Here is a 24377-nt window from a genome sequence, read left to right as displayed (position 1 = left end):
TGCCGGTCAGGCGCGCAGCGCGCCCAGCGCGTCGATCCGCTTCACGGCGTCCGCCATGATCCGGTCGATCAGTTCCTGGCAGCTCGGCAGGTCGTCGACCATGCCGACCACCTGACCGGACGCGAGCACGCCGGCCTCGGTGTTGCCGTCGACCAGGCCGGCCTTGAGCAACATCGGGGTGTTGGCGTACATGATGATCTGCAACCACGTCTTGTCGGTGGTCTTGCGCATCGCCAGGCCCTCTTTGAGCAGGGTCGACCACTTCATGCCGGTCATCGCCCTGACCTTGGGGGCGTTCCTGGCCGCGGCGACGAGTCCCCGTGCATAGCTGGACTTCTCGAGGCTGTTGACCAGGTCGGTGTTGAGCACCCGGTGCGGCATGCCGTCGACCTTCACGGACACGGTGGTGTCCTGCAGGCCGCGCTTGAGGTACTCCTGCTTGACCGAGTCCGGCACCGCGCTGTCGCTGGTGAGCAGGAAGCGGGTGCCCATCGCGACGCCCGCTGCGCCGTAGGACAGCGCAGCCGCCAGGCCGCGGCCGTCGAAAAAGCCGCCGGCCGCGATCACTGGGATGTCGACCGCGTCGAGCACCGACGGCAGCAGCAGCGTCGTGGCGACCGGGCCGGTGTGGCCGCCGCCCTCGCCGCCCTGCACGATCACCGCGTCGGCGCCCCAGGAGGCGACCTTGACGGCGTGCTTGGCGGCGCCGATGGACGGGACCACGACGACGCCGTTGTCCTTGAGCTTGCTGATCAGGTCCTTCTTGGGCGCCAGCGCGAACGAGGCGACCTTGACCTTCTCGCGGATGAGCAGGTCGATGCGCTCCTGCGCGTCTGTCGCGTCGGCGCGGATGTTGACGCCGAACGGCTTGTCGGTCAGCTCCTTGGTCCGCAGGACCGCCGCCTCGAGCTCGTCGTAGGTCATCGTCGCCGAGGCGAGGATGCCCAGGCCGCCCGCGTTGGACGTGCCCGCGGTCAGGCGCGGGCCGGAGACCCAGCCCATGCCCGTCTGCACGATCGGGTGCTCGATGCCGACCAGTTCGGTCAGCGGCGTGCGCAGGACGGCGGTCATGCCTGGACCTCGCGCTCGCGCAGGCCGCGCGGGTCGATGACCTCGCGGATCAGGCGCAGTTCCTCGGCGGTGGGCTCGCGGGTCACGCCCGCCTCGGCCAGCCCGGCGACCTCGAAGGAGGTGTTCTCGGCGACCTCGGCCGCGGTGACGCCCGGGTGCAGGCTGAGCGCGCGCAGGGTGTGGTCCGGTCCGCCGAAGTCGAAGACGCCCAGGTTGCTCACCACGCGGTGCAGGTGCAGGTACTTGAACGCCGGGTTCGCGGGATCGACCTTGTCGTAGCCGACACCCGAGACCACGTCCACCTTGTCCACGAACACCCGCGAGGAGTGCTTGGGGACGAAGTAGCTGGTGGCGTGGTTGATGGTGTTGCCGGGGGCGCCGCGGACGCCGAACATCTGCCGGGTCGGCTGCTGCAGCGGACCGAACGCGGACAGGTTCTGGTTGCCGTACCGGTCGATCTGGTTGGCGCCCATGACCACGTGGCGTCGGCCGGAGGCGACGACGTCGAACACCTTGCGGAACGGCATCCAGCCCTCGATCGGGGCCTTGGCGCCGACCGCGGGGGTGTCGCTGAAGATCAGCGCCTCGCCGTCGGTGATGAGCAGGTCGGGCTCGGTGGTGAGCCGCGCCAGCCGCGCGCCGATGGTCGCCAGCGTCGACATCGGGCTGGCCATGATCTCGCCTGCGCCCGAGAAGATCTCGGCGCACGCGATCGCGCAGTACTCCGCGCGGGTGATGGTCTCGGTGGAGGTCATGCCTGCTCCTCTGCGAACTTCTTGACGGCGGCCTGGTAGTCGTCCTCGCTGCCGGACAGGTACGTGTCGACGAAGACCTGCCACGACTCGGGGGTCTTGGCGGCCTCCGCGTAGTGACGCTGGAACTTCTCGTCGCGGCCGTAGCTCTCGCCCGCGAGGGTGAAGTGGGCGCCGTTCGGGGCCTCCACGACGCCGTCGACCATCATGCGGTTGAGGATCAGCTGCTGCAGCGGAACGGCCTTGACCAGCTCCTCGGTCTCGACGATGCGCTCGACGGAGACGTAGCGCTTCTCGGCGGCCATGCAGTACAGGTCGTCGAAGTACGGATCGACGCCGTTGTAGGCGGCGTTGCCGTGCTTGTCGCCCAGGTTCAGGTGCACGAACGACGCATCCAGGTTCAGCGCGGGCATCGCGATGAGCGTCTCGGCCTTGCCGGACTCGTCGGTGTACGGCGAGGTGACGGTCTTGAGCTCGTCGCCCCAGAAGTTCAGGACGTCCGAGCCGAGGCCTGCGCGGATCGGCAGGAAGGGCAGGCGGGCCGCGGCGGCCTCGAGGCCACACTTGACCATGCCCTCGTCCATCTCGCGGACCTCGATGGCGCCGGTGGTGCGGGCCTTGGCGAACCAGGGGTCGTAGAACGGCGCGGAGTCGAGCGAGACGAATCCGTAGTAGGCCTTCTTGACCTTGCCGGCCGAGCACAGCAGGCCCAGGTCGGGTCCACCGTAGGTGACGACGGTCAGGTCCTTTATGTCCGAGCGCAGAATCGCGCGCACGAACGCCATCGGCTTGCGGCGCGAGCCCCAGCCGCCGAGGCCGATCGTCATGCCGCTGCGCAGTTCGCCGACGACCTCGTCGAGCGTCATCCTCTTGTCACGCATAGTTGTCAGCTCCCTTTGGCGTTCGACTTGGGCTTGCCGGTGGCGACGAACTCGTCGCGGTGCTCGTCGGCGACGCCGGCGAGGTTCAGCTCGAACGTGAAGCCCTGCTCGATCCGGTAGCTGGTGTGCACGTCCATCACGTCGATGCGGTTGATCGCTTCCTTGGCGCGCCGGATGACCCGGGTGTCCTTGGCGGCGATCTCGCCTGCGATCTTGAGTGCGCACGCGTCGAGCTCGGCGCGCGGGACGACGTCGTACACGGAGCCGAAGTGCTTGAGCGTCTGGGCGTCGACGTTCTTGGCCGTGTAGTACAGCGTGCGCATCATGTGCTGGGGGACCAAGCGGGCCAGGTGCGTGGCCGCACCGAGGGCGCCGCGGTCGACCTCGGGAAGGCCGAAGATCGCGTCGTCGGACGCGACGATGACGTCGGCGTTGCCGACCAGGCCCACGCCGCCGCCGACGCAGAAGCCGTTGACGGCGACCACGACGGGAACCTCGCAGTCGTAGACCGCGGAGAATGCCGCCGCGCAGCCGCGGTTGGCGTCGATCAGGGCGCCGTGACCCTCGGTGGCCTGCATCTCCTTGATGTCGACGCCGGCGTTGAAGCCGCGACCCTCGGCTCGCAGGATCACCACATGGGTGCTCGGATCCTTGCCCGCCGCGAGGACGGCGTCGGCCAGTTCGAACCATCCCTTAGACGGGATGGCGTTCACCGGCGGGTAGTCGACGGTGACCGTGGTGATGCCGGCCCCATCGGATTTGGAAGTGATTCCCATCGTGATTCCTTAGGTAGGTCGCCAAACCAAGCGATTGCTTGGTAAGTTAGCACACCTGCGGGTCGGGCTGGAGTTCGCTTTTCGGCGGATGACCCCCGACCCGCAGAGAATCCCTGACAGTGGAGGTACTGGTGGATCTAGGTCTTGACGGCAGCGTGGTGCTGGTCACCGGCGGAGTGCGCGGCGTGGGTGCGGGCATCAGCCGCGCGTTTCTGCGCGCGGGCGCCACGGTGGTGACCTGCGCGCGACGGCCGGCCGACGAGCCGATCGAGGTGGACGGCCGGGGCGTGGAGTTCATCTCCTGCGACCTGCGCGACGCCGAGCAGGTGCAGTCGATGATCGACTCGATCGTCGCCACGCACGGCCGCCTCGACGCCGTCGTCAACAACGCGGGCGGGGCGCCCTACGCCCTGGCCGCGGACGCGAGCCCCCGCTTCCACTCGAAGATCGTCGAGCTCAACCTGCTCGCCCCGCTCCTGATCTCGCAGATCGCGAACGCCGTCATGCAGAAGCAGGACACCGGCGGCTCGATCGTGATGATCAGCAGCGTCAGCGGCAGCCGCCCGTCGCCAGGGACCGCCGCCTACGGCGCCGCCAAGGCAGGCATCGACAGCCTGGCGACCAGCCTCGCGGTGGAGTGGGCGCCGAAGGTCCGGGTGAACTCGATCGTGGTCGGCCTGGTCGAGACCGAGCAGAGCCACCTGCACTACGGCGGGGCCGACGGCCTCGCCGCGGTGAGCAAGACCGTCCCGCTGGGTCGGATGGCGCGGCCCGAGGACATCGGGAACTGTGCGACCTTCCTGGCATCGCCGCTGGCGTCCTACGTCAGCGGTTCGACACTGACGGTGCACGGCGGCGGCGAGCGCCCCGCGTTCCTGGCGGCGTCGGACGCAGAGACATCCAACAAGCCAGTGATGGAGGAGCAGAAGTGAGTGGATTGGTAGAGGGTCGCGTCGTCATCGTGACGGGCGCGGGCCGCGGTATCGGACGGGCGCACGCGCTGGCATTCGCGGCCGAGGGCGCGAAGGTCGTCGTGAACGACATCGGCGTCGGCGGCGACGGCACCGCGACCGGTGAGAGCCCCGGCGAGCAGGTTGTCGCGGAGATCATCGCCGCGGGCGGGCAGGCCGTGGTGAACGGCGACGACGTCGCGGACTGGGACGGCGCGCAGAACCTGATCAAGACTGCCATCGACAACTTCGGTGGCCTCGACGTGCTGGTCAACAACGCGGGCTTCCTGCGCGACCGGATGCTGGTCGGCATGAGCGAGCAGGAGTGGGACTCGGTCATCCGGGTGCACCTCAAGGGCCATTTCGCCCCGCTGCGGCACGCGGCCGCGTACTGGCGCGCCGAGTCCAAGGCCGGACGTCCGGTGGACGCGCGGATCATCAACACCAGCTCGGGCGCCGGCCTGCAGGGCAGCATCGGTCAGGGCAACTACGCGGCCGCCAAGGCCGGCATCGCGGAGATGACCATCCAGGCCGCCGCCGAGCTGAAGAACTACGGCGTCTCCGTCAACGCGATCGCTCCCGCGGCGCGCACCCGGATGACGGTGGGCGCGGGCGGCGCGATGGCCGAGGCGATGGCCGCTCCGGAGGAGGGCTTCGACGCGATGGCGCCGGAGAACATCTCTCCGCTGGTGGTCTGGCTGGGCAGCGCCGAGTCGAAGGACGTCAGCGGCCGGGTCTTCGAGGTCGAGGGCGGCAAGATCACCGTCGCCGAGGGCTGGCGGCACGGCCCCATGCAGGATAAGGGCGAGCGCTGGGATCCGAAGGAGATCGGCCCCGTCGTGGCCGACCTGCTCGAGAAGGCGGAGACCCCCACCCCGGTCTACGGGGCGTAGGCAGCTCCGCCGCCTGTGCGCGGTTGACGAGTCTGTGGACTCGTCAACCGCGCACAGGCGCGAAGCGCCTAGACGGGGGAGCGGACGATGACCGTCGTGCCGGGGAAGTAGGCGGCGAGCTCCGGCCGCGACAGCTTGATCACGGCAGTGCCGTAGCCCTGCTTGCGCGCCTCGGGCGCGACCCACACCGCGAGGTCCACCTCGCCTTCGTGTAGTTCGCCGAAGACGAGCCCGACGCACTCCGGCCGGTCGCCGCTGGTGTTCTCCGCGACGAACCACGCCGCGATCTCCTCGTCGACCCGGTTCAGGCCTGCCCGGCGCTCCTCCTCGATGCGGTCCGCAGGCCACGGCGTGCCGTCGGCGTCGAGCTGCTCGGCGGAGCGCCGCCGGTAGAGCTCCGCGTCCTCGTCGTTGTAGGTGAACGGGCGCAGCCGCACGTTCGTGCCGGTGCTGAAGGGGCGCTGTTCCGGCAGCCACTTCAGCGTCGCGTCCAGGTTGGTCACCTCGTCGCGGAGGTGGTCGCGCTCGAGCCTGGTCAGGCGCCCGAGCTGCAGGCCCAGCACCGCATTCGCGTTGTCCTCGGTCGTCTCGAGGAGCGTGCTCACATTGCGTACGGCGGCGGCGTGGTCGTCACTGTCGACGATGGCATCGAGGACCTCGTGCCGCATTTCGAGCGCCCGCAGGAGCGCCGAGGCGAGTTCGCGTCGGTCCAGGATCTGATCTTGGGGGCCAGCCGTCATGACGAAATCTCCCTATCCGTTGAGGTGCAACAGCGCGGAGCACGCACCTGCCGGATGGGCAATCCTGCGGGCTCCCCCCAGATTGTCTGTCAACGGGCCCACAATTGCTACGAACAGACGACGACCGGGATCTTGCGTTCGACCCAGGACTGGTAATCGTCGAACTCGGGGTACATCGCCACCAGCTTGGGCCACAGCTCCGCGTGCTCGGCATCGTCCGCGACCTTCGCGACCAGATGGCGCACGTCGGAACGGATCTGGACCTTCACTTTGGGGTCGGCCTTCAGGTTCAGGTACCACAGCGGGTTCTTGGGCTGGCCGCCCTGCGAGGCGACGAGCACGACCCGGTCGCCGTCCTCGAGGAACAGCAGCGGGCTCACCCGGGGCTCGCCGCTCTTGCGGCCGGTGGTGGTGAGCAGGCAGATCGGCAGGCCGCTCTTCGCGGCGCTGCCGACCCGCCACTTACCGCCGACGCGCCCACCGGTCGCCCGGTACGCGATCACGTTCGTCTTCGACATCCATTTGATGATGATTCGGGTGAACTGCGTATCGAGCATCGGTGGGCGCTTCATGGCCGGATCAGATCCGCTCGATGATGGTGCCGGTGGCGAGCGCGCCGCCGGCGCACATGGTGATCAGTGCGGTGGACTTGTCCGTCCGCTCGAGCTCGTGCAGTGCGGTGGTGATCAGCCGGGATCCGGTGCTGCCGACGGGGTGGCCGAGGGCGAGGGCGCCGCCGTTGACGTTGACCTTGTCCATGTCGGGGCCGTGCACCCGAGCCCAGGACAGTGCGACGGACGCGAAGGCCTCGTTGACCTCGAACAGGTCGAGGTCGCCGATCTTCATGCCGGCCTTCTCGAGCACCTTGGCGGTGGCCTGGACGGGGCCGTCGAGGTGGAACTCGGGCTCGGCGCCGACGAGCACCTGGGAGACGATCCGGGCGCGGGGCTTGAGGCCGAGGGCGAGGGCGCGGTCGGAGTCCATGAGCAGGACCGCGGCGGCGCCGTCGGAGATCTGCGAGGCGGTGCCTGCGGTGTGGATGCCGCCCTCGATGACCGGCTTGAGCTTGGCGAGCGACTCGAGCGTGGTGTCGCGCAGGCCCTGGTCCCGGGAGACCAGCGTGGTCTCGGCGGTCGGCAGCTTGTCCTCGCCGATGACGGGGGCGGTCACGGGCAGCACTTCGCGGTCGAACCGTCCCTCGGCCCAGGCCTGCTTGGCCAGCGCCTGTGAGCGGACGCCGAGCGCCTCGATGTCCGCGCGGGTGATGCCGCGGCGCTTGGCGATCCGCTCGGCGGCCTCGAACTGGTTGGGCATGTCGATGTCCCACGACGCGGGGCGGCGCGGGCCTGCCTCGGTGCCGACGTTGGCGCCGAGCGGGACCTGGCTCATCTGCTCGACGCCGCAGGCGACGCCGATGTCGATGGCGCCGGTGGCGATGAGGCCGGCGATCAGGTGGTTGGCCTGCTGCGCGGAGCCGCACTGGCAGTCGATGGTGGTGGCGCCGGTCTGCCACGGCAGGCCCGCAGCCAGCCAGGCCACCCGGGTGACGTTGTTGGACTGTGCACCGGCCTGGGTGACGCAGCCGCCGATGGCCTGCTCGACGAGGAGGGGGTCGATGCCCGCCCGCTCGAGAAGTCCGACCTGAACCGCGCCAAGGGTCTCCGCCGCGTGCAGGCCGGACAGCCAACCCCCTCGCTTGCCGATCGGGGTACGGACTGCCTCGACGATTACTGGTGTGCCCACGGCGGGCTCCTTTCCACGTGTCTACAAAAAGTAGAACAGGTTCTCCCCTTTGAGCAAGGAGAATGGGCCCAGTTCTTTGCCTAGTCTTTCCCCGATCGAAGCTCTATGCTTCAATCTTTGTAGAACGTGTTCCACATCACGCGCGGCGCCGATCGCGATGGCAGGAGACAACAGTGGCACAGCCCAACATTCCCGCGGGATTCGACTTTACGGACCCCGATATCTACGCGCACCGGCTGCCGGTGGAAGAACTCGCCGAGGTCCGCAAGGCCGAGCCGGTGTACTGGGTCGAGCAGCCCGACGGTGTCGGCGGATTCAACGACGGTGGCTACTGGTTGGTCACCCGTCACGAGGACATCCGCGACGTGTCGATGCGCGACGTGTTCTCCACCTGGGAGAACACCGCCATCCCGCGCTTCGCCGATGACATGAAGCGCGAGCAGATCGAACTGCAGCGCTTCGTGCTCCTGAACAAGGACGCGCCGGAGCACACCAAGCTGCGCAAGCTGGTCTCCCGCGGCTTCACCCCCCGCGCGATCAACGGGATCAAGGAAGAGCTGCGCGACCGCGCCGAGTCCATCGTCAAGGCTGCCGCTGCGGAGGGTAGCGGCGACTTCGTCACCCAGGTCGCGGCGGAGCTGCCGCTGCAGGCCATCGCCGAGCTCATCGGCGTGCCGCAGGAAGACCGCGGCAAGGTCTTCGAGTGGTCCAACCAGATGACCTCGTACGACGATCCCGAGTTCGCCGACATCGATCCGGCTGCCGCGTCGATGGAGATCCTCGGCTACGCGTACCAGCTGGCCGAGGCGCGCAAGGCGAACCCGGGCGACGACCTCGTCACCACGCTCATCGAGGCGGACGTCGACGGCGACGAGCTCAGCCCGGAGGAGTTCGGCTTCTTCGTGATCGTGCTCGCGGTGGCAGGCAACGAGACCACTCGCAACGCCACCACGCACGGCATGAAGGCCTTCATGGACAACCCCGAGCAGTGGGAGCTGTACAAGAAGGAGCGTCCGAAGACCACGGCCGACGAGATCATTCGTTGGGCCACCCCGGTCGCCGCCTTCCAGCGCACCGCGCTCGAGGACACCGAGATCGGTGGTGTGGCGATCAAGAAGGGCCAGCGCGTGGTGATGAACTACGTGTCGGCGAACTTCGACGAGGAGGTGTTCGAGAACCCGGAGAAGTTCGACATCCTCCGCGACCCGAACCCGCACCTGTCCTTCGGCGGAACCGGCGCCCACTACTGCCTCGGCGCCAACCTGGCCCGTATGGAGATCGACCTGATCTTCAACGCGATCGCGGACTTCCTCCCGGACATCACCGAGGTCGGCGCGACCCGCCGCCTGCGGTCCGGCTGGCTCAACGGCATCAAGGAGTACCAGGTCGACTACAAGACCGGCGGTTGCCCGGTCGACCACTAGGTCCGGTCGATCCACCTGCACCATCCGGCAGCGCCGGCGCGGTCACCCCGCGCCGGCGCTGCCGTTTTCGTTCCCGGCGGCCCTCAGCGGCGCAGCCAGCCGTCCCAGGCGGGTGCCACGAGTTCGAACAGGGCCGTGTAGCCCTCGGATCGCGGGTGGGCGCCGTCGCCGTCGCGCACCTGCCTGCGCCAGACCTCGTGCGTCTCCAACGCGGTGAAGACGTCGACGAAGGCGCAGCCCCGCGTATCGCAGATGTCGCGAAAATCATTGTTGAGCAAGAGGATCCGACGGTTGTGCTCCTCGTCGTGCACGGGCGGCGGCCCGACGAAGAGGACCGGTGCGCCCGCGGCGGCGTCGAGGCAGTCGATCAGGTTCTCCCGAGAGGTCGCGGCCGGGACCCGAGGGCCGTCGTCCGTGGCGGTCGCGTCGTTGACCCCGAAGGAGAACACCAGCCGCAGCTCCGTGTCCGCGGGCCTGCGGCGCTCGATCTCGTCGCGCAGCCGTACCCGGATGTCGGTCGAGGTGTTGCGTCGGATCCCCAGGTTGTATCCGGTGGCCGGTCGTCCCGTCTGCGCGCTGCGGGCCAGCAGCCTGCCGGTCCAGCCGAGCGCGGTCTCGTCGTCGACACCCGCGACGAAGGAGTCGCCGATGAAACAGATCCGGAGATCCTCCGATTGCCTCTGCACTGAAATGTCATCCTTCCGATCGCCTGCCGTCGGCCCAACCCTGCCGTGAAACGCAAAGGACCGCACCTCGATTTACGAGGTGCGGTCCTTTCGGCGTTCGTGCGTACTACAGCTTGACGAGCGTCTTCATCGCCCGGTCGACCTCCCAGAAGGCCCGAATCGACTGCAGCTTGCCCTCGTCGTTGACCCGGTAGATGAACACTCCCTCGGCATCGATCTGGTTGCCGGCCAGGACGGACCGGATGCTGCCGATGTACACCATCTCGTCACCACACTGCAGGGTGTCCCTGATGTCGAAGACGAGTGACTCGGTGTTCGCGATGGTCATGTCGTAGAAGCGGGCGATCGCCTCCCGGCCGTGGTGACCCTTGCCCTCGGGATCGAAACCCGAAGGGCCGACCGGGTCCTCGACCCAACCGTCTTCCGCGAACAGGGCCAGCCACTCCTCCTTGCGCCTGCCGCTCGCGGCGGACTGGGACGCGCGCGACGCGATCCGGACGGGGTGCTCCGTCGCGGTCTCGGTCATGACGCTCCTCCCGCGATGTGGTCGGCCGCGAACTTGCGCAGCGAATCCTGCTTCGCCTCGAGCGGGCCGTCGAAGGGAATACCGTCGAAGATCCACGGCACCACGATGGAATCGGTGATGCCCGCGCCAGCGAGTTCGGCGTAGCCATCCTTGCCGAAGCGATCGATGCACACTGCCTGCAACTCGAAAGGCTCGTCCGCGCGGCCGTATTCGGCCCGCAGATCGTCGAGCTTGCGCTTCGTCTCGACCAGGTCCTTGAACTTCATCATCGCGGAGGTCCAGCCGTCGCCCACCCGGGCCGCCCGGCGAAGCGCCACGTCGGTGTGACCGCCGACGTAGAACGGCACCGGCTTGCTCGGTGCGGGACTGATCTGCAGCCGATCGAAGTCGTAGAACTCCCCGTGGAACTCGACCATGCCGCCCGCGAGGGTCAGCTTGATGATCTCGATCATCTCGTCGACGCGGGCGCCGCGCTTCTTGAACGGCACGCCGCACCACTCGAACTCCTCAGGAGCCCAACCGATCCCGACGCCGAAACCGAACCGGTTCCCGGTCAGGTTCGCCACGGACCCGACCTGCCGCGCGAGCAGCAGCGGGTTCCGGGACCCCAGCTTGAGCACGTTCGTGTAGAAGCCGATGGTGGAGGTGGCCGCGCCGAGAGCCGCGGCCGCGATCAGTGGATCCACCCACGGCGTCTCGGCGTTCCACATCCGGGAGCCGTCGGGGGTGTACGGGTAGTCCGCCGCCGCCGTCTCCATGTAGAACAACGAGTCCGGCAGGGCGATATTGGCGAACCCGCACTCCTCCGCGGTCTGCGCGAGCGGGATGAGTTGGTCGAGCGGACTCATCGCGATGCCTACGGTGAACTTCATGCTGATCTCCTACTCGAGCTCGTCGGATTCGTCGGATTCGTCGGGCTACTCGGGTGCGTCTGCGTCCTCGGGCTACTCGGGCTCGTCAGCACCGACGACCCACATGGAGAAGTACTGTGAGCCGCCGCCGTAGGCGTGGCCGAAGGCCTTGCGGGCGTCCTGGATCTGGTGGTCACCGGCGCGGTTCATCACCTGCATCGCGGCCTCCGCGAAGCGGATCATGCCCGAGGCGCCGATCGGGTTGGACGAGAGCACGCCGCCCGAGGCGTTGACCGGGAGGTTCCCGTCGCGGGCGGTCTCGCCTGCCTCGGTGAGCTTCCAGCCGGTGCCCTCCGCCGCGAAGCCGAGGTTCTCCAGCCACATCGGCTCGAACCAGGAGAACGGGACGTAGATCTCGGCGGCGTCGATCTCCTTGAACGGGTCGGTGATCCCCGCGTCCTTCCACAGGGCGGCGGCGGCGTCGCGCCCGGCCTGCGGATTGACCTGGTCGCGCCCGGAGAACGTGGTGGGCTCGGTGCGCATCGCGGTGGCGTGCACCCATGCCACCTGACGGCCCCGGGAGATCATCGACTTCGCCGTGTCCTCGTCGCCGATCACGATGGCGCAGGCACCGTCCGAGGACGGGCAGGTCTCGTCGAAACGGATGGGGTCCCACAGCATCTGCGACGCCTGCACCGACTCCAGCGTGATGTCGGGCTGCTTGAGGTGGGCGTACGGGTTGATGCTGCCGTTGAGCCGGTCCTTGACCGCGACCATCGCGCCGATGTGGCTGGGCGCGCCCGAACGGCGGATGTACGAACGCACGTGCGGGGCGAAGTAGCCGCCCGCACCCGCGCCGACCGGCATCGTGAAGGGCACCGGGATCGACAGCGCCCACATGGCGTTCGACTCGGACTGCTTCTCCCAGGACACCGCCAGCACGCGCTTGTGCACGCCGGACTTGACCAGGGAGGCCGCCACGACGCCGGTGGAACCGCCGACGGAGCCCGCGGTATGCACGCGCAGCAGCGGCTTGCCGACGGCGCCGAGGGCGTTCGCCATCGCCAGCTCCGGCATCATCGAACCCTCGAACATGTCGGGCGCCTTGCCGACGACGACCGCGTCGATGTCGTCCCAGCTGACCTCGGCGTCGGTCATGGCGCGGTCGATGGCCTCGCGGACCAGGCCGGACATCGTGACGTCGGTCCGCTTGGCGACGTAGTGGGTCTGGCCGGTGCCGAGGACCGCGGCCTTGTGCTTACCACCCATGATCAGTTACGTCCTTCCATGACCGCGACCAGGTTCTGCTGCAGCGCGGGACCGCTGGTGGCGTGTGCCAGGGTGCGGCCGGCCTCGCCGGTGTGGATCTTGCGGGCGGCGTGACCGATCCGCTCGAGGCCCGCCGAGAAGAGCGGGTTGCCCGAGAGCGGGCCGCCGGACGGGTTGACGGTGACGGACTCCGAGAGCCCGATCGCCTCGGCCAGGATGAGCTCCTGGTGGCTGAACGGTCCGTGCAGCTCGGCGACCTCGATGCCGCCGAGGTCGCCGCCGGTGGCGGTGCGGGCCGCGGCCGCGGTGGACGGGGAGGTGGTGAGGTCACGTCCGCCGAGGGCGGGGGAGTCGATGATGTGCTCGAAACCGGTGATCCAGGCGGGGTTCTCACACATCTCCCGGGCGCGATCGCCTCGGGCCAGCACGATCGCCGAGGCGCCGTCCGTGATCGGCGCGCAGTCGTGCGCGCGGAGCGGGTCGGCGATGAACGGCTGCGCGAGCAGCGACTCGATGTCGTAGTCGCCGGAGAGCTGGCTGAGCGGGTTGTCCTTGGCAGCCCTGCGGCTGCGCACCACGACCTCTGCCATCTGCTCGGGCGTCCACTTGCCCGCGTCCAGGCCGGCGCGGGCCTGCAGTCCAGCGACCGAGACCGAGTCCGGCCACAGCGGGGCGACCAGGTACGGGTCGAGCTGCATGGCGAGGACCTGGCGCAGGTTGCCTGCGGAGGACTTGCCGAAGCCGTAGACCAGGGCCGTGTCGACCTCGCCGGTCATGATCTTGATCCAGGCCTCGTACAGGGCCCAGGCCGCGTCCATCTCGACGTGCGACTCGTTGATCGGCGGCACGGCGCCGATCGAGTCGACCGCGGAGATGAACGAGAAGGCGCGTCCGGCGAGGTAGTCGGACGAACCCGAGCACCAGAAACCGATGTCGGACTTCGTGATTCCGAGGGTGGAGTAGAGCTCTTGGAAGATGGGGACCAGCATCTCGACACCGTTGGTGGTGCCTGTGGTCTCTCGACGGTGGGGGGCCTGCGCGAAGCCGACCACTGCAATCTCTGTCACGGGGTGGCCTCTCTACAGGTGCTGCTTGTAGGTGTCGTACTCGGCATCGGGCTCGCCGGTAGGACGGAAATGGGAGATCGATTCGAGCGTGTAGCCGCGCTCCTCGCGGGGACGCCAGACGGCCTCGACGCGCAGGCCCATGCGCACGTCCGCGGCGTCGATGTCGAGGATCAGGTGCTGGATCGCGATGTCGGCGCCGTCGAGCAGGATGTACGCCGCGACATACGGCGGCTTGATGCGCTGGCCGAGGAACGGCACGTTGACGATGCAGAACGTGGTGACGGTGCCGCGATCGGAGAGTTCGATCTGCTCCTTGGTCGGGATGCCGTCGGTGGGGTTGGCGCCGCGCGGGGGCACGTAGACCTTGCCGTTGGCATCGGTCCGGCCGCCGAGGATCTTGCCCTCGACCAGTCCGCGGAGGTAGTAGCTCTCCTCGGCGGAGGCGGTGTGGGTGTACATCATGTCGACCGGGGTGGTCATGATGGTGACCGGTTCGGCGTCGGAAGGTGCTGCGGCGGTGGTGGTTCCGTCGCCCTCGCCCGGTGCGAAGGAGGCGATGTCCTTGATGTGTCCGACGGTCTCGTCGGCCCAGCGGATGTGCACGCGCATGCCGGTGCTCATCTCGTCGGGGGAGGCGACGTCGACGGCGTGCAGGAGGGAGGTGTCGGCGCCGTCCAGCTTGATCAGCGCCCACGCGAACGGGCGGTCGAGGGGCTGGCCCTCGATGGGCTCGGCCATCCACGTCCACGACTGGACGGTGCCGACCGGCGACACCTCGACGAAGTCGGTGAGCGGCTCGGCGGTCACCGGGTCGTACTCGGCGGGCGGCACGTGCACCCGGCCGTCCGACCCGCGAACGCCGACGACGCGATGCGCACGCAGCCCGTTCACGAAGGCGCCGATGGTCGGTCCGACCGAGCGCGTGTAGTCGAACGCCATACGCAGCGGCGCGTTCAGCGGCCGCTCCTGGCCCGCCGAATCTGGCTCTAGTTCCAGTGAACTCTTCCTCATGGTCACAAAGTCGAGTAGAACAGGTTCTTATTCCACTAGCAATAGTGAGTTCTGATCACCACGGATATGGAGGCAGTCGATGAAGCTCGGGTTGCAACTTGGGTACTGGGGCGCGCACCCCCCCGCCAACGCCCAGGAGTTGGTGACCGAGGCCGACTCGTCGGGATTCGACGCGGTCTTCTCGGCCGAGTCCTGGGGCAACGACGCGTTCACCCCGCTGGCCTGGTGGGGCTCGAGCACGGAGCGGATCCGGCTCGGCACCTCGGTGGCGCAGCTGTCCGCCCGTACGCCGACCGGCGCCGCCATGCACGCGCTGACCCTCGACCACCTCTCCGGCGGCCGCGCGATCCTCGGCCTCGGCGTCTCCGGTCCGCAGGTCGTCGAGGGCTGGTACGGCCAGCCCTTCCCGAAGCCGCTGGCACGCACCCGGGAGTACGTCTCGATCGTGCGGCAGGTGCTCGCGCGGGAGGCGCCGGTGACCAACGACGGACCGCACTACCCGATGCCGTTCAAGGGCGAGGGGGGCATGGGGCTCGGCAAGCCGCTCAAGCCGATCACCCATCCGCTGCGTGCTGACCTGCCGATCTGGCTCGGTGCGGAGGGGCCGAAGAACGTCGCGCTGACCGCCGAGATCGCCGACGGCTGGCTGGCGATCTACTACACCCCGCGCCTGGCGCCGATGTACAACGAATGGCTCGACGAGGGCTTCGCGCGGACGGGCGCCCGGCGCAGCCGCGAGGACTTCGAGATCGCGGCCACCTGCCAGGTCGTCATCACCGACGACCGCGCGGGGGAGATCGCGAAGCTCAAGCCGATCACCGCGCTGTACGTCGGCGGGATGGGTGCGGCCGAGGTGAACTTCCACGCTCAGGTCTACACCCGGATGGGCTACGGCGAGGAGGTCAAGGAGATTCAGAAGCTCTTCCTGTCGGGCCGCAAGGAGGAGGCGGCCGCGATCGTCCCGGACCAGATGGTCACCGACACGATGATCATCGGCAACGTCGACGAGGTGCGCACCCAGGTCAAGCAGTGGGAGGAAGCGGGCGTCACCATGTTGTTGGTGACCTGTCGGAGCGTCGAGCACATGCGCCAGCTCGCGGAGGCGGTCAACCCCGCCTGATGTGAGCGGAACACGTTCCAGAATCGGGCCCCGGATCGCCGATCCGGGGCCCGATTCGTTGGACGGGTCAGCGGGTGTCTCGGTCCACCCCGGTCGCCAGGTCGTCGCAGTCGACCCGCCGCACGAGGCCGGGGTGCTCACGTAGGTACGGGAGGGCGCCCAGGTCGCCCGTCGCCGTCCTCGACACCGCAGCCCAGTGCCCGCGTGCCAACACGACTGGGTGGCCCGGGCCGGCCCCGTAGAAGGCCCGCGCGAGCCCGCTCTCGGTGGCGGCCGCGGCGGCGATGACCCGGGCGACGGCATCGGCGTGGACGTCAGGCAGGTCGACCAGGTGTACGGCGGCGTAGTCGGCATCCGGATCTCCGGAGGCGGCTGCGAGGCCGGCCCGCAGCGATGCGCCGACCCCCTCGCGCCAGTCGGGTGCGTAGACGGCCTCCGCGCCGTCCGGCACCGCCGTGTCCGCGGCGCCCAGCACCACGATGACCCGGGAGCAGCCCCCGCCCCGCAGTGCCGCCACCGCGGATCGCAGCCAGGCGCCCCGATGCGCCAGGACCTTCGGCATGCCGTACCGGCTGCCCTGGCCCGCGGCAAGCAAGACCCCGACGACTCGGTGCTGTGTCGTCGGGGTCTGCATGTCGTTGCCGGGTGTGGTGGCGCTATTTGCCCTGGAACTTCGGGGCGCGCTTCTCTGCGAACGAGCGCGGACCCTCCTTGGCGTCGTCGCTCCTGAACACCTCGGCGCCGATCTCGGCCTCGAGCTTGAAGGCGTCCTCCTCGTGCATACCCTCGGTGACGCGGATGGTCTTGAGGATCGCCTGGACGGCGATCGGGCCGTTGGCCGCGATCGCGTCGGCGATCTCGAGCGCCTTGGTCAGCGCCTGTCCGTCCGGGACGACGTGGCCGATCAGGCCGAGTTCCTTGGCCTCGGGTGCCGGGACGTTGCGGCCGGTGAGCAGGATCTCGGCTGCGACGGTGTACGGGATCTGGCGGACAAGGCGGACCGCGGAGCCACCGAGCGGGAACAGGCCCAACCGCGCCTCGGAGACGCCGAACTTGGCGCTCTCGCCCGCGACCCGGATGTCGGTGCCCTGCAGGATCTCGGTGCCACCGGCGATGGCCGCGCCCTCGACCGCGGCGATCAGCGGCTTGGTCAGCCGGCGGCCCTTGAGCAGCGCAGGCAGCTTGGTCAGGTCCATGCCGCCCTTGACGAACTTGTCGCCGGGGGCGTTCTTGTTCATTGCCTTGAGGTCCATGCCTGCGCAGAACGTGCCCCCGGCGCCGGTGAGGATCGCGACCCGGATGTCGGGATCGGCGTCGACCTGGTCCCAGGCCTGGGTCATGATCGCCATCATCTCGCCCGACAGGGCATTGCGGGCCTCAGGGCGGTTCATCGTCACGATGAGGACGTGGCCGCGCTTCTCGACGAGGCAATGAGCGGACTGTTCCGAAATGTCGGAAATCTCGGCTGTGGTGGAGGACACTCTCGGCTCCCGATATCGTGTGAGTTGAGTCTCACATTGGCTCTTGCCAGAAACGGTAACACGTTCTACTTTATGGGCGTGGCCCTAAATATCGCAGACTTCGTCGAGCACTCCATTGACCTGAATCCAGAGCGGGTGGCGCTGCTGGACAGCGACCGCGAGATCACCTATGCGCAGTTGGAGGAGCGGACCAACCGCCTCGCGCATTACCTGCAGGATCGCGGTGTCAAGCCGGGTGACAAGGTGGGCATCTACAGCCGTAACACCATCGAGGCCATCGAGGCCATGGTCGCGGTGTTCAAGGCCCGCGCGGTGATGGTCAACGTGAACTACCGGTACGTCGAGAACGAGTTGCAGTACATCTTCGAGAACTCGGACATGGCCGCGCTCATCGTCGAGCGCCGGTACGTGGACAAGGTGGCCAACGTGCTGCCGAACACGCCCCTGGTCAAGTCCGTGATCGTCGTCGAGGACGGCACCGATCTCGACTACGCCGAATTCGGCGTCGAGTACGAGAAGGCCCTCGCGGAGAGCTCACCGGATCGCGACTTCGGCGAGCGCAGCCCCGACGACATCTTCATGCTGTACACCGGCGGCACCACCGGCAGCCCGAAGGGCGTCATGTGGCGGCACGAGGACTGGTGGCGGGTGCTCGGCGGCGGCACCAACTTCATCACCGGCGAGCGCGTCGAGGACGAGTGGGAGCAGGCCAAGGTCGGTGCCGCGAACCCGGCGATGGTCCGGTTCCCGATCCCCCCGATGATCCACGGCGGCTCGCAGTCCGCGGTGTTCCATAGCCTCTTCGGTGGCGGCACCTGCGTCATGCACCCCGAGTTCAACGGCCACGAGGTGTGGCAGGTCATCGACCAGCACAAGGTCAACCTCATCTTCATCACGGGCGACGCGATGGCCCGCCCGATGATCGACGCGCTCATCGAGGGCAACCCGAAGACCGGCGAGCCCTACGACCTGTCCTCGCTCTACGTGATCGCGAGCAGCGCGGCCCTGTTCTCGCCGTCGCTCAAGGAACAGTTCCTCGACCTGCTGCCCAACCGCCTGCTCACCGACAACGTCGGTTCGTCCGAGACCGGGTTCGGCGGCCTGAGCATGGTGACCAAGGGTTTCGAGCACACCGGCGGACCGCGGGTGAAGATCGACGCCTCCACCGACGTCCTGGACGAGGACGGCAACAAGGTCGAGCCCGGCTCGGGCAAGGTCGGCATGATGGCCCGCCACGGCCACATCCCCCTCGGCTACTACAAGGACGAGGTCAAGACCGCGGAAACCTTCAAGACGTTCAACGGGGTTCGCTACTCGATCCCCGGCGACTACGCCACGGTCGAGGCGGACGGCACGGTCACGATGCTCGGCCGCGGATCGGTGTCCATCAACAGCGGCGGCGAGAAGATCTACCCGGAGGAGGTCGAGGGTGCCATCAAGTCGCATCCCGACGTCTTCGACGTCCTCGTCGTCGGTGTCCCGGACGAGCGCTTCGGCCAGCGGGTCGCCGCCGTCGTCGCGCCCCGCGAGGGCACCCGCCCGAGCCTGGCCGACATCATCGCAGCGTCCCGCAAGGAGATCGCCGGCTACAAGGTGCCGCGCAGCATCTGGTTCGTCGACGAGATCAAGCGTTCGCCTGCGGGCAAGCCCGACTACCGGTGGGCCAAGGAGCAGACCGAGACGCGCGAGGCCGACGACAACTACAGCAACGGGAACTCCTGATGCGTAACGCTCTCGCCGACAAGTTCGGCATCCAGTACCCGATCTTCGCGTTCACCCCGTCCGAGCACGTGGCGGCGGCGGTGTCGCGGGCGGGCGGACTCGGCGTGCTGGGCTGTGTGCGGTTCAACGACCCCGAGGAGCTCGAGGCCGTCCTCACCTGGATGGACGAGAACACCGACGGCAAGCCGTATGGCGTCGACATCGTCATGCCTGCCAAGATCCCGACCGAGGGTGCGGCCGTCGACCTGGACAAGCTCATCCCGGCGGAGCACCGTGCATTCGTCAACCGCACGCTCGAGGAGCTCGGGGTTCCGCCGCTGTCCGACGATGTCGAGCGTGCGACGGGCACCCTGGGCTGGCTGCACTCGGTGGCCCGCGCGCAGGTCGACGTCGCGCTCCGGCACCGTCCGGCGCTGATCGCCAACGCGCTCGGGTCGCCGCCGAAGGACGTCATCGACGAGGCGCACGCGCACGGCGTGCCGGTCGCGGCCCTGGCTGGCGCGGTCGGTCACGCGCTGAGCCACGTGGCCAACGGCGTCGACATCGTCATCGCCCAGGGCTACGAGGCGGGTGGCCACACCGGCGAGATCGCCTCGATGGTCCTGGTGCCCGAGATCGTCGACGCGGTCGGCGATGACGCCACCGTGCTGGCGGCGGGTGGCATCGGCAGTGGCAGGCAGATCGCGGCGGCGATGAGCCTCGGCGCCTCCGGCGTGTGGATGGGTTCGTACTGGCTGACCGCAGCGGAGTACAAGCTGGGCAGTGCGGCAGACGGCACGTCCGCAACGCAGCGCGCGCTGCTCGCGGCGACCTCGAGCGACACCGTCCGCTCCCGGATCTACTCGGGCAAGCCGGCCCGCCTGCTCAAGACCAAGTGGACCGAGGCCTGGTCCAAGCCCGGCGCACCGGACGCGCTGCCGATGCCGCTGCAGAACCTGCTGGTCGCCGAGGCGCACCAGCGGATCGTCGCCTCGGAGGACCCCGAGGTGGTCGCGATGCCTGCAGGCCAGATCGTCGGACGGATGAACGAGATCCGGCCGGTCGCCGAGTCGATCGCCGAGCTGGTCGCCGAGTTCGACGCAACCGTCGCGCGGCTGAGCAAGCTCACGTAGGTGCGGCGCCCACGGGCGTCGGACAGCTAGGCCACACACGAAGGCCGGGTACGAATTTCGTACCCGGCCTTCGTGTTGTCTCCGGAACCGCCGGACGAGCTCTAGGAGTTCAGCTCGGCGTCGAGCTTCGCCCGCTGCTCCGGGGTCACGGGTTCGAAGTCGACACCACCGGGAGCGCGGTACCAGACCGGATCGGCGCAGTGCCAGCGCTCGGCGCTGAGGGTGCGTCCGAGGACCTTGTAGGTGGCCGTGCGGGGCAGGTCCGTGCAGACCCGGACGAAGCTCGGCACCTGCTTCGGCCCGAGATCCGACTGGGCGCCGAGGAAGCGGGAGAAGTCGGCGATGTCGAAGTCGCTCGTCGCCACCAGCGCGACCGCCACCCGGTCGCCGACCTCGGGGTCCGGAACCCCGTAGGCGGCGACCTCGCCGACGTGGGGATGCCTGCCGAGGATCTGCTCGATGGGCGCGGTGCCGAGGTTCTCACCGTCGACCCGCATCCAGCCGGAGCTGCGGCCGGCGAAGTACACGAAGCCCTCGGAGTCCCGGTAGCCCAGGTCGCCGCTCCAGTACTGGCCGTTCCGCACCCGCTCGGCCTCGGCCTCGGGATTCTTGTAGTACCCCGCGAAGCTCCCGGTGCCCGCGGTGTTCACCAGCTCGCCGGTCGCGACGTCCGCGTTGACGATCCGCCCGGCGGCGTCGAACTCCGCGGCTGGGCACCGGACCCCGGTGTCCGGATCGAGCACCTCGATGCCCGCGGGGAGCAGGCCGAGGGCGCCGACGGGGGTGCCCGGGCTCCGGGGGATCAGCACGCCGCCCTCGGTGGAACCGAACCCGTCGACCACCCGGACATCGAACCGGCGCCCGAACTCGGCGATCGAGGACGGGGACCCCTCGTTGCCGTAGAGCACCTTCAACGGGTTGTCGGCGTCGTCGGCCGCCTCGGGGGTGGCCAGTACGTAGGCGAGGGGCTTGCCGACGTAGTGCGCGTAGGTGGCGCCGAACCGCCGGACGTCCGGGATGAACTGGGACGCGGAGAACTTGCGGCGCAATGCGAGATCGGCGCCGACGGCGACGGCGACAGCCCAACAGGCCATCACCGCGCCCGAGTGGAACATCGGCATCGAGATGTAGGCGGTGTCGGCGGCCGACAGCCCGAACCGTTCGGCGAGCATGATGCCGGGCCCGGCCACCATGCGGTGGGTCACCCGGACCGCCTTCGGATTCCCGCTGGTGCCGGAGGTGAAGATCAGCATGAACAGGTCGTCGCCTGCGGGAGAGGGCGAGGGCGGGGCGCTGCCACGGTGCGCGGCAAGCAGATCCGACCACTCGGGACCGTCGATGGTGAGGACCCGGACGCCGCCCAGGTCGAGGCCGTCGAGCAGAGCGAGACGCTCGGTGTCGGTGACCACCACCTGGCAGTCGGCGCGCGCGATATCGCCTGCGAGCGCCTCGCCGCGCCGGGTGGTGTTCAGGCCGACCACGACCGATCCGCCCAGCGCTGCGGCGCCGAGCAGGAGGGAGAACTCGGGAACGTTGTCCAGCAGCACCCCGACGTGTCGGGGTGCTGCCGGGTCGAACAGGGCCGCAAATCCCGCCGCCAGACCGGCGCTGAGTACGACGTGTTCGGACCACGGAATTCTCTTGTCCTCGAACAGAATTCCGTGGTCGTCGTCGTCTCGAAGCCGGAGCAACAGATCGGTGACGGTGGGCATCGCGGTCGTCATGTGTGCAGCCTAGGTTCAGGCAGGCACGTCGGCGAGGATCTGTCCCAGCCTGCGCAACTGCTCGGTGGCCGAGCCCAGTGCGAACTCGTTGTGCTTGGCAGCCAGGAAGTACCGGTGCACCGGGTGGTCGCGGTCGAGACCGACGCCGCCGTGGATGTGGATCACGGTGTGCGCGACGCGGTGGCCCGCATCGGCCGCCCAGAACTTCGCGGTCCGGACCTCTTCCTCGGCGGGCAGGTTCTCGCTGAGCCGCCAGGCGGCCTGCCACAGCGTGGACCGGACGCCCTTGACGTCGATGAAGGCGTCGGCGAGGCGCTGGGTGACGGCCTGGAAGCTGCCGATCGGGCGGTCGAACTGGACCCGCTCGCGCGCGTACTCCGCGACCAGTTCCAGGGCCCGCTCCAGGGTGCCGAGCTGGGTCGCGCTCAGCGCGACCGCGGCGCGGGCCAGGATCCAGTCCACGATCTCGGCGCCGTTCTCGGGGCTGCCGAGCAGCCGGTCCGCTCCGAGCTTGGTGCCGGCCAGCTCGACGATCGACTCGGCGCTGAAGTCGGTGACGCGCTGGCGGTCGATGGTGACCCCGGCGTCGGACGGCTGCACCAGGAACACCGCGACACCCTCGGGCGTGGTGGCGGGAACCAGGATCAGGTCCGCGAAAGCGGCCGCGGGCACGGTGATCTTGGTGCCGGTCAGCAGCCACTCGTCGCCGCTGCGGACCGCCGTGGTCACCGGCTTGGCCGGGTTGTCGTTGAGCTCCTCGGCGAGGGCGACGGTCAGGATGGCCTCACCCGCTCCCGCGCGCTGCGCCCACTCGCGCTGGGCGTCGTCACCGAACTCGGCGAGGGCCGACGCGGCGAGGACGATCGAGGACAGGTACGGCACGGCCGCGAGGGGCCGGCCCAGTTCGCGCAGCACGCTGCATTGTTCGAGGATGCCGAAGCCGCCGCCGCCGACCGACTCGGGCAGTGCCGCCGCGAGCACGCCCGCATCGGCGAGGGCCTGCCAGAGCTTGTCGTCGAAGCGGTCCTCGGCGGCGTCCAGTTCGCGCAGGCGGTCGTTGGTGGTGAGCTTCTCGGCGATGCTCCGGGTGAGTTGTTCGAGGTCCTGCTGGGCCTCTGTGTGGCTGAAATCCATGATGTTCCTTTGACTCGCGCGGTCAGCGCAGGATGGGGGCCGGGGTCAGCGCCTGGTGGGCGGTGGTAGTCACCGCTTGGCGGGCGGCTGGCCCAGCGCCGTCATGGCGAGGATGTCGCGCTGCACCTCGTTGGTGCCGCCGCCGAAGGTCAGGATCAGGGCGGAACGGTGCCAACGCTCGAGGCGGCCGCGGACGGCGACGCCCTTCGAGTCCTGCCGCAGGTATGCCAGGGGGCCGAGGACCTCCATGAGCAGTCGGTACGCCTCGGTCGCGAACTCGGTGCCGAAGACCTTGCATGCCGACGCGTCGCCCTTGCTCGGGGCCTCCGCGGAGGACACCTCCCAGTTCAGCAGCTTGAGGTACTCGACCTTGGCGTGCACCCGGGCGAGGTTGATCTGCACCCACTCCTGGTCGATGACGCGACGGCCGTCGGCCAGCTTGGTGTTCTGCGCCCACTCGATGGTGTCGCGCAGCGCGCCCTGGATCTGCGCGGCGGAGACCAGCGCGACCCGTTCGTGGTTGAGCTGATTGGTCATCAGCCCCCAGCCGCCGTTCTCCTCGCCGACCAATGCGGACGACGGGACGCGCACGTCCTGGTAGTAGGTGGCGCTGGTGTCCGGACCGGCCATGGTGTGCACCGGGGTGTAGGAGAATCCCTCGGCGGTCGTCGGGACGATCAGCATGCTGATGCCCTTGTGCTTCTTGACATTCGGGTCGGTGCGGACGGCGAGCCACACGTAGTCCGCGTACGCGATCAGGCTCGTCCACATCTTCTGGCCGTTGATGACGTAGTCGTCGCCGTCCTTGACCGCGGTGGTCCGCAGGCTGGCCAGGTCCGTGCCCGCGCCGGGCTCGGAGTACCCGATGGAGAAGTGCACCTCACCCGAGGAGATCTTGGGCAGGAAGAACTTCTTCTGCTCCTCCGAGCCGTAATGCATGATGGTCGGCGCGACGGAGTTGATCGTGAGGAACGGCACCGGGGCGCCGGCGATCGCAGCCTCGTCGGTGAAGATCAGCTGGTCGATCGGCGACCGCTCCTGTCCGCCGTACTCCTTGGGCCAGCCGAGCGTGAGCCAGCCGTCCTTGCCCATCTCGCGCACGACGTCGCGGTAGACGGTGCCCGAGCCGTACTCGCCGGTCTGGGCGTTGAGCGCTTCGCGACGCTCGGGAGTGATGAGCTTCGCGAAATAGGCGCGCAGCTCCTCCCGCAGCTTCTGCTGCTCGGCGCTGTAGGTGATTTGCATCGGTACCTCTCCGGTCTCTGACACAGGTTCTAGTCTGTTTTGGTGCCGTTATCTGGTTGCGATCGGCCGAGCTGGCGAGACGCACTTTCGGCCCGTCACTATGGGTTTTTCGCATCATTGCACAGGAGTGGAACGGGTTCTAGTCTTATGCTGGATCTGCCCGCGGGTCCAGCCCATAGACACGCGTGCCGCAGACGTC

The 24377-nt window shown here is 68.7% G+C and carries 24 protein-coding genes; 6 read left to right on the top strand and 18 right to left on the bottom strand.

All coding sequences use genetic code 11. The features are described 5' to 3' along the window. Positions 1 to 6: 6 nt before the first annotated feature. Genes FCG67_RS16370 through echA20 form a run of 4 tightly spaced genes read right to left on the bottom strand, consistent with a single transcriptional unit; the run spans position 7 to position 3480 of the window. Positions 7 to 1071: an NAD(P)H-dependent flavin oxidoreductase gene (locus FCG67_RS16370; RefSeq protein ID WP_136910777.1), complete on the bottom strand. Its 1065-nt coding sequence runs from the start codon at positions 1069 to 1071 to the stop codon at positions 7 to 9. After that, positions 1068 to 1826 (bottom strand): cholesterol ring-cleaving hydrolase subunit IpdB, encoded by a 759-nt coding sequence (gene ipdB, locus FCG67_RS16365; RefSeq protein ID WP_136910776.1) that lies wholly within the window; start codon positions 1824 to 1826, stop codon positions 1068 to 1070. The genes FCG67_RS16370 and ipdB overlap by 4 nt, the downstream gene beginning before the upstream one ends. Beyond that, positions 1823 to 2713: a cholesterol ring-cleaving hydrolase subunit IpdA gene (gene ipdA / locus FCG67_RS16360; protein ID WP_342775491.1), complete on the bottom strand. Its 891-nt coding sequence runs from the start codon at positions 2711 to 2713 to the stop codon at positions 1823 to 1825. The genes ipdB and ipdA overlap by 4 nt, the downstream gene beginning before the upstream one ends. Further along, complete coding sequence (echA20, locus tag FCG67_RS16355) at positions 2710 to 3480, bottom strand: (7aS)-7a-methyl-1,5-dioxo-2,3,5,6,7,7a-hexahydro-1H-indene-carboxyl-CoA hydrolase (protein WP_136910774.1); 771 nt, start codon at positions 3478 to 3480, stop codon at positions 2710 to 2712. Before echA20 ends, ipdA begins: the two co-directional genes overlap by 4 nt. A 131-nt stretch (positions 3481 to 3611) precedes the next feature. Between echA20 and FCG67_RS16350 the strand changes: the two genes are divergently transcribed. Together FCG67_RS16350 and FCG67_RS16345 are read left to right on the top strand one after the other, a co-directional pair. After that, entirely contained in the window at positions 3612 to 4412 is an 801-nt protein-coding gene (locus FCG67_RS16350) for an SDR family oxidoreductase (RefSeq protein WP_077043918.1), read from the top strand. Further along, positions 4409 to 5323: an SDR family oxidoreductase gene (locus FCG67_RS16345; RefSeq protein ID WP_136910773.1), complete on the top strand. Its 915-nt coding sequence runs from the start codon at positions 4409 to 4411 to the stop codon at positions 5321 to 5323. Before FCG67_RS16350 ends, FCG67_RS16345 begins: the two co-directional genes overlap by 4 nt. 68 nt (positions 5324 to 5391) lie before the next feature. Here the strand turns inward: FCG67_RS16345 and FCG67_RS16340 are convergent, their stop codons facing one another. The 3 genes from FCG67_RS16340 to FCG67_RS16330 all read right to left on the bottom strand — a co-directional run bounded on the left by FCG67_RS16340 (position 5392) and on the right by FCG67_RS16330 (position 7806). Next, entirely contained in the window at positions 5392 to 6063 is a 672-nt protein-coding gene (locus FCG67_RS16340; RefSeq protein WP_136910772.1) for a GNAT family N-acetyltransferase, read from the bottom strand. Positions 6064 to 6170: 107 nt separating this feature from the next. After that, on the bottom strand, positions 6171 to 6635 hold the full coding sequence (locus FCG67_RS16335; protein ID WP_136910771.1) for a nitroreductase family deazaflavin-dependent oxidoreductase: 465 nt from the start codon (positions 6633 to 6635) through the stop codon (positions 6171 to 6173). A 7-nt stretch (positions 6636 to 6642) separates the two neighbouring features. Beyond that, positions 6643 to 7806, bottom strand: a complete 1164-nt coding sequence (locus FCG67_RS16330) for a steroid 3-ketoacyl-CoA thiolase (RefSeq protein ID WP_136910770.1) — start codon at positions 7804 to 7806, stop codon at positions 6643 to 6645. 173 nt (positions 7807 to 7979) lie between these two features. On the opposite strand from FCG67_RS16330, the gene FCG67_RS16325 reads away from it, so the two are divergent. Next, a complete protein-coding gene (locus FCG67_RS16325; RefSeq protein WP_136910769.1) occupies positions 7980 to 9230 on the top strand; it encodes a cytochrome P450 in 1251 nt (416 codons plus the stop codon). Positions 9231 to 9313: 83 nt separating this feature from the next. Here the strand turns inward: FCG67_RS16325 and FCG67_RS16320 are convergent, their stop codons facing one another. The 6 genes from FCG67_RS16320 to FCG67_RS16295 form a co-directional block, all read right to left on the bottom strand. Then, a complete protein-coding gene (locus FCG67_RS16320) occupies positions 9314 to 9916 on the bottom strand; it encodes a DUF459 domain-containing protein (RefSeq protein ID WP_136910768.1) in 603 nt (200 codons plus the stop codon). A 106-nt stretch (positions 9917 to 10022) separates the two neighbouring features. Further along, positions 10023 to 10442 carry a nuclear transport factor 2 family protein gene (locus FCG67_RS16315; protein WP_136910767.1) on the bottom strand — a complete coding sequence of 140 codons (420 nt, stop codon included), beginning with the start codon at positions 10440 to 10442 and terminating at the stop codon, positions 10023 to 10025. Next, a complete protein-coding gene (locus FCG67_RS16310) occupies positions 10439 to 11314 on the bottom strand; it encodes a TIGR03619 family F420-dependent LLM class oxidoreductase (RefSeq protein WP_097211827.1) in 876 nt (291 codons plus the stop codon). Before FCG67_RS16310 ends, FCG67_RS16315 begins: the two co-directional genes overlap by 4 nt. A gap of 72 nt (positions 11315 to 11386) precedes the next feature. Beyond that, positions 11387 to 12562, bottom strand: a complete 1176-nt coding sequence (locus FCG67_RS16305; protein ID WP_136910766.1) for a thiolase domain-containing protein — start codon at positions 12560 to 12562, stop codon at positions 11387 to 11389. A 2-nt stretch (positions 12563 to 12564) separates the two neighbouring features. Next, positions 12565 to 13629: a thiolase domain-containing protein gene (locus tag FCG67_RS16300; RefSeq protein ID WP_136910765.1), complete on the bottom strand. Its 1065-nt coding sequence runs from the start codon at positions 13627 to 13629 to the stop codon at positions 12565 to 12567. A gap of 12 nt (positions 13630 to 13641) precedes the next feature. Beyond that, positions 13642 to 14640, bottom strand: a complete 999-nt coding sequence (locus FCG67_RS16295) for a Zn-ribbon domain-containing OB-fold protein (RefSeq protein ID WP_136910764.1) — start codon at positions 14638 to 14640, stop codon at positions 13642 to 13644. A 79-nt stretch (positions 14641 to 14719) separates the two neighbouring features. On the opposite strand from FCG67_RS16295, the gene FCG67_RS16290 reads away from it, so the two are divergent. Continuing rightward, positions 14720 to 15760, top strand: coding sequence for an LLM class F420-dependent oxidoreductase (locus FCG67_RS16290; RefSeq protein ID WP_136910763.1), 1041 nt, complete (start codon positions 14720 to 14722; stop codon positions 15758 to 15760). 67 nt (positions 15761 to 15827) lie between these two features. On the opposite strand, the gene FCG67_RS16285 is transcribed toward FCG67_RS16290, so the two are convergent. Both FCG67_RS16285 and FCG67_RS16280 read right to left on the bottom strand, forming a co-directional pair. Next, complete coding sequence (locus tag FCG67_RS16285; RefSeq protein ID WP_136910762.1) at positions 15828 to 16394, bottom strand: nucleotidyltransferase family protein; 567 nt, start codon at positions 16392 to 16394, stop codon at positions 15828 to 15830. A 22-nt stretch (positions 16395 to 16416) separates the two neighbouring features. Beyond that, positions 16417 to 17241, bottom strand: coding sequence for a crotonase/enoyl-CoA hydratase family protein (locus tag FCG67_RS16280; protein ID WP_077042897.1), 825 nt, complete (start codon positions 17239 to 17241; stop codon positions 16417 to 16419). Between the two features lie 78 nt (positions 17242 to 17319). On the opposite strand from FCG67_RS16280, the gene FCG67_RS16275 reads away from it, so the two are divergent. Together FCG67_RS16275 and FCG67_RS16270 are read left to right on the top strand one after the other, a co-directional pair. Next, positions 17320 to 18963, top strand: a complete 1644-nt coding sequence (locus FCG67_RS16275; protein WP_136910761.1) for an acyl-CoA synthetase — start codon at positions 17320 to 17322, stop codon at positions 18961 to 18963. Then, the gene (locus FCG67_RS16270) at positions 18963 to 20075 is read left to right on the top strand and encodes an NAD(P)H-dependent flavin oxidoreductase (protein WP_136910760.1); all 1113 of its coding nucleotides are present in this window, start codon (positions 18963 to 18965) and stop codon (positions 20073 to 20075) included. The genes FCG67_RS16275 and FCG67_RS16270 overlap by 1 nt, the downstream gene beginning before the upstream one ends. Before the next feature lie 101 nt (positions 20076 to 20176). On the opposite strand, the gene FCG67_RS16265 is transcribed toward FCG67_RS16270, so the two are convergent. The 3 genes from FCG67_RS16265 to FCG67_RS16255 form a co-directional block, all read right to left on the bottom strand. Beyond that, entirely contained in the window at positions 20177 to 21799 is a 1623-nt protein-coding gene (locus FCG67_RS16265) for a long-chain-fatty-acid--CoA ligase (protein WP_136910759.1), read from the bottom strand. 15 nt (positions 21800 to 21814) lie between these two features. Continuing rightward, a complete protein-coding gene (locus FCG67_RS16260; protein WP_136910758.1) occupies positions 21815 to 22933 on the bottom strand; it encodes an acyl-CoA dehydrogenase family protein in 1119 nt (372 codons plus the stop codon). 69 nt (positions 22934 to 23002) lie between these two features. Next, a complete protein-coding gene (locus tag FCG67_RS16255; RefSeq protein WP_077043915.1) occupies positions 23003 to 24178 on the bottom strand; it encodes an acyl-CoA dehydrogenase family protein in 1176 nt (391 codons plus the stop codon). Positions 24179 to 24377: the final 199 nt, after the last annotated feature.

Origin of the sequence: Rhodococcus oryzae, from assembly GCF_005049235.1 — a bacterium.
Lineage (GTDB): Bacteria > Actinomycetota > Actinomycetes > Mycobacteriales > Mycobacteriaceae > Rhodococcus_G > Rhodococcus_G oryzae.
Note: the sequence above shows the minus strand (reverse complement) of the source record. Positions and strands in the feature narration are given on the sequence as shown.

Excerpts from the sequence above, each read along its gene's own strand:
- FCG67_RS16340 (WP_136910772.1), bottom strand. The coding sequence starts at position 6,063 with ATGACGGCTGGCCCCCAAGATCAGATCCTGGACCGACGCGAACTCGCC.
- FCG67_RS16265 (WP_136910759.1), bottom strand. The coding sequence starts at position 21,799 with ATGACGACCGCGATGCCCACCGTCACCGATCTGTTGCTCCGGCTTCGA.
- FCG67_RS16270 (WP_136910760.1), top strand. The coding sequence starts at position 18,963 with ATGCGTAACGCTCTCGCCGACAAGTTCGGCATCCAGTACCCGATCTTC.
- FCG67_RS16315 (WP_136910767.1), bottom strand. The coding sequence starts at position 10,442 with ATGACCGAGACCGCGACGGAGCACCCCGTCCGGATCGCGTCGCGCGCG.
- FCG67_RS16255 (WP_077043915.1), bottom strand. The coding sequence starts at position 24,178 with ATGCAAATCACCTACAGCGCCGAGCAGCAGAAGCTGCGGGAGGAGCTG.
- FCG67_RS16260 (WP_136910758.1), bottom strand. The coding sequence starts at position 22,933 with ATGGATTTCAGCCACACAGAGGCCCAGCAGGACCTCGAACAACTCACC.
- FCG67_RS16335 (WP_136910771.1), bottom strand. The coding sequence starts at position 6,635 with ATGAAGCGCCCACCGATGCTCGATACGCAGTTCACCCGAATCATCATC.
- echA20 (WP_136910774.1), bottom strand. The coding sequence starts at position 3,480 with ATGGGAATCACTTCCAAATCCGATGGGGCCGGCATCACCACGGTCACC.
- FCG67_RS16295 (WP_136910764.1), bottom strand. The coding sequence starts at position 14,640 with ATGAGGAAGAGTTCACTGGAACTAGAGCCAGATTCGGCGGGCCAGGAG.
- FCG67_RS16310 (WP_097211827.1), bottom strand. The coding sequence starts at position 11,314 with ATGAAGTTCACCGTAGGCATCGCGATGAGTCCGCTCGACCAACTCATC.
- FCG67_RS16305 (WP_136910766.1), bottom strand. The coding sequence starts at position 12,562 with ATGGGTGGTAAGCACAAGGCCGCGGTCCTCGGCACCGGCCAGACCCAC.
- FCG67_RS16285 (WP_136910762.1), bottom strand. The coding sequence starts at position 16,394 with ATGCAGACCCCGACGACACAGCACCGAGTCGTCGGGGTCTTGCTTGCC.
- FCG67_RS16290 (WP_136910763.1), top strand. The coding sequence starts at position 14,720 with ATGAAGCTCGGGTTGCAACTTGGGTACTGGGGCGCGCACCCCCCCGCC.
- FCG67_RS16370 (WP_136910777.1), bottom strand. The coding sequence starts at position 1,071 with ATGACCGCCGTCCTGCGCACGCCGCTGACCGAACTGGTCGGCATCGAG.
- ipdB (WP_136910776.1), bottom strand. The coding sequence starts at position 1,826 with ATGACCTCCACCGAGACCATCACCCGCGCGGAGTACTGCGCGATCGCG.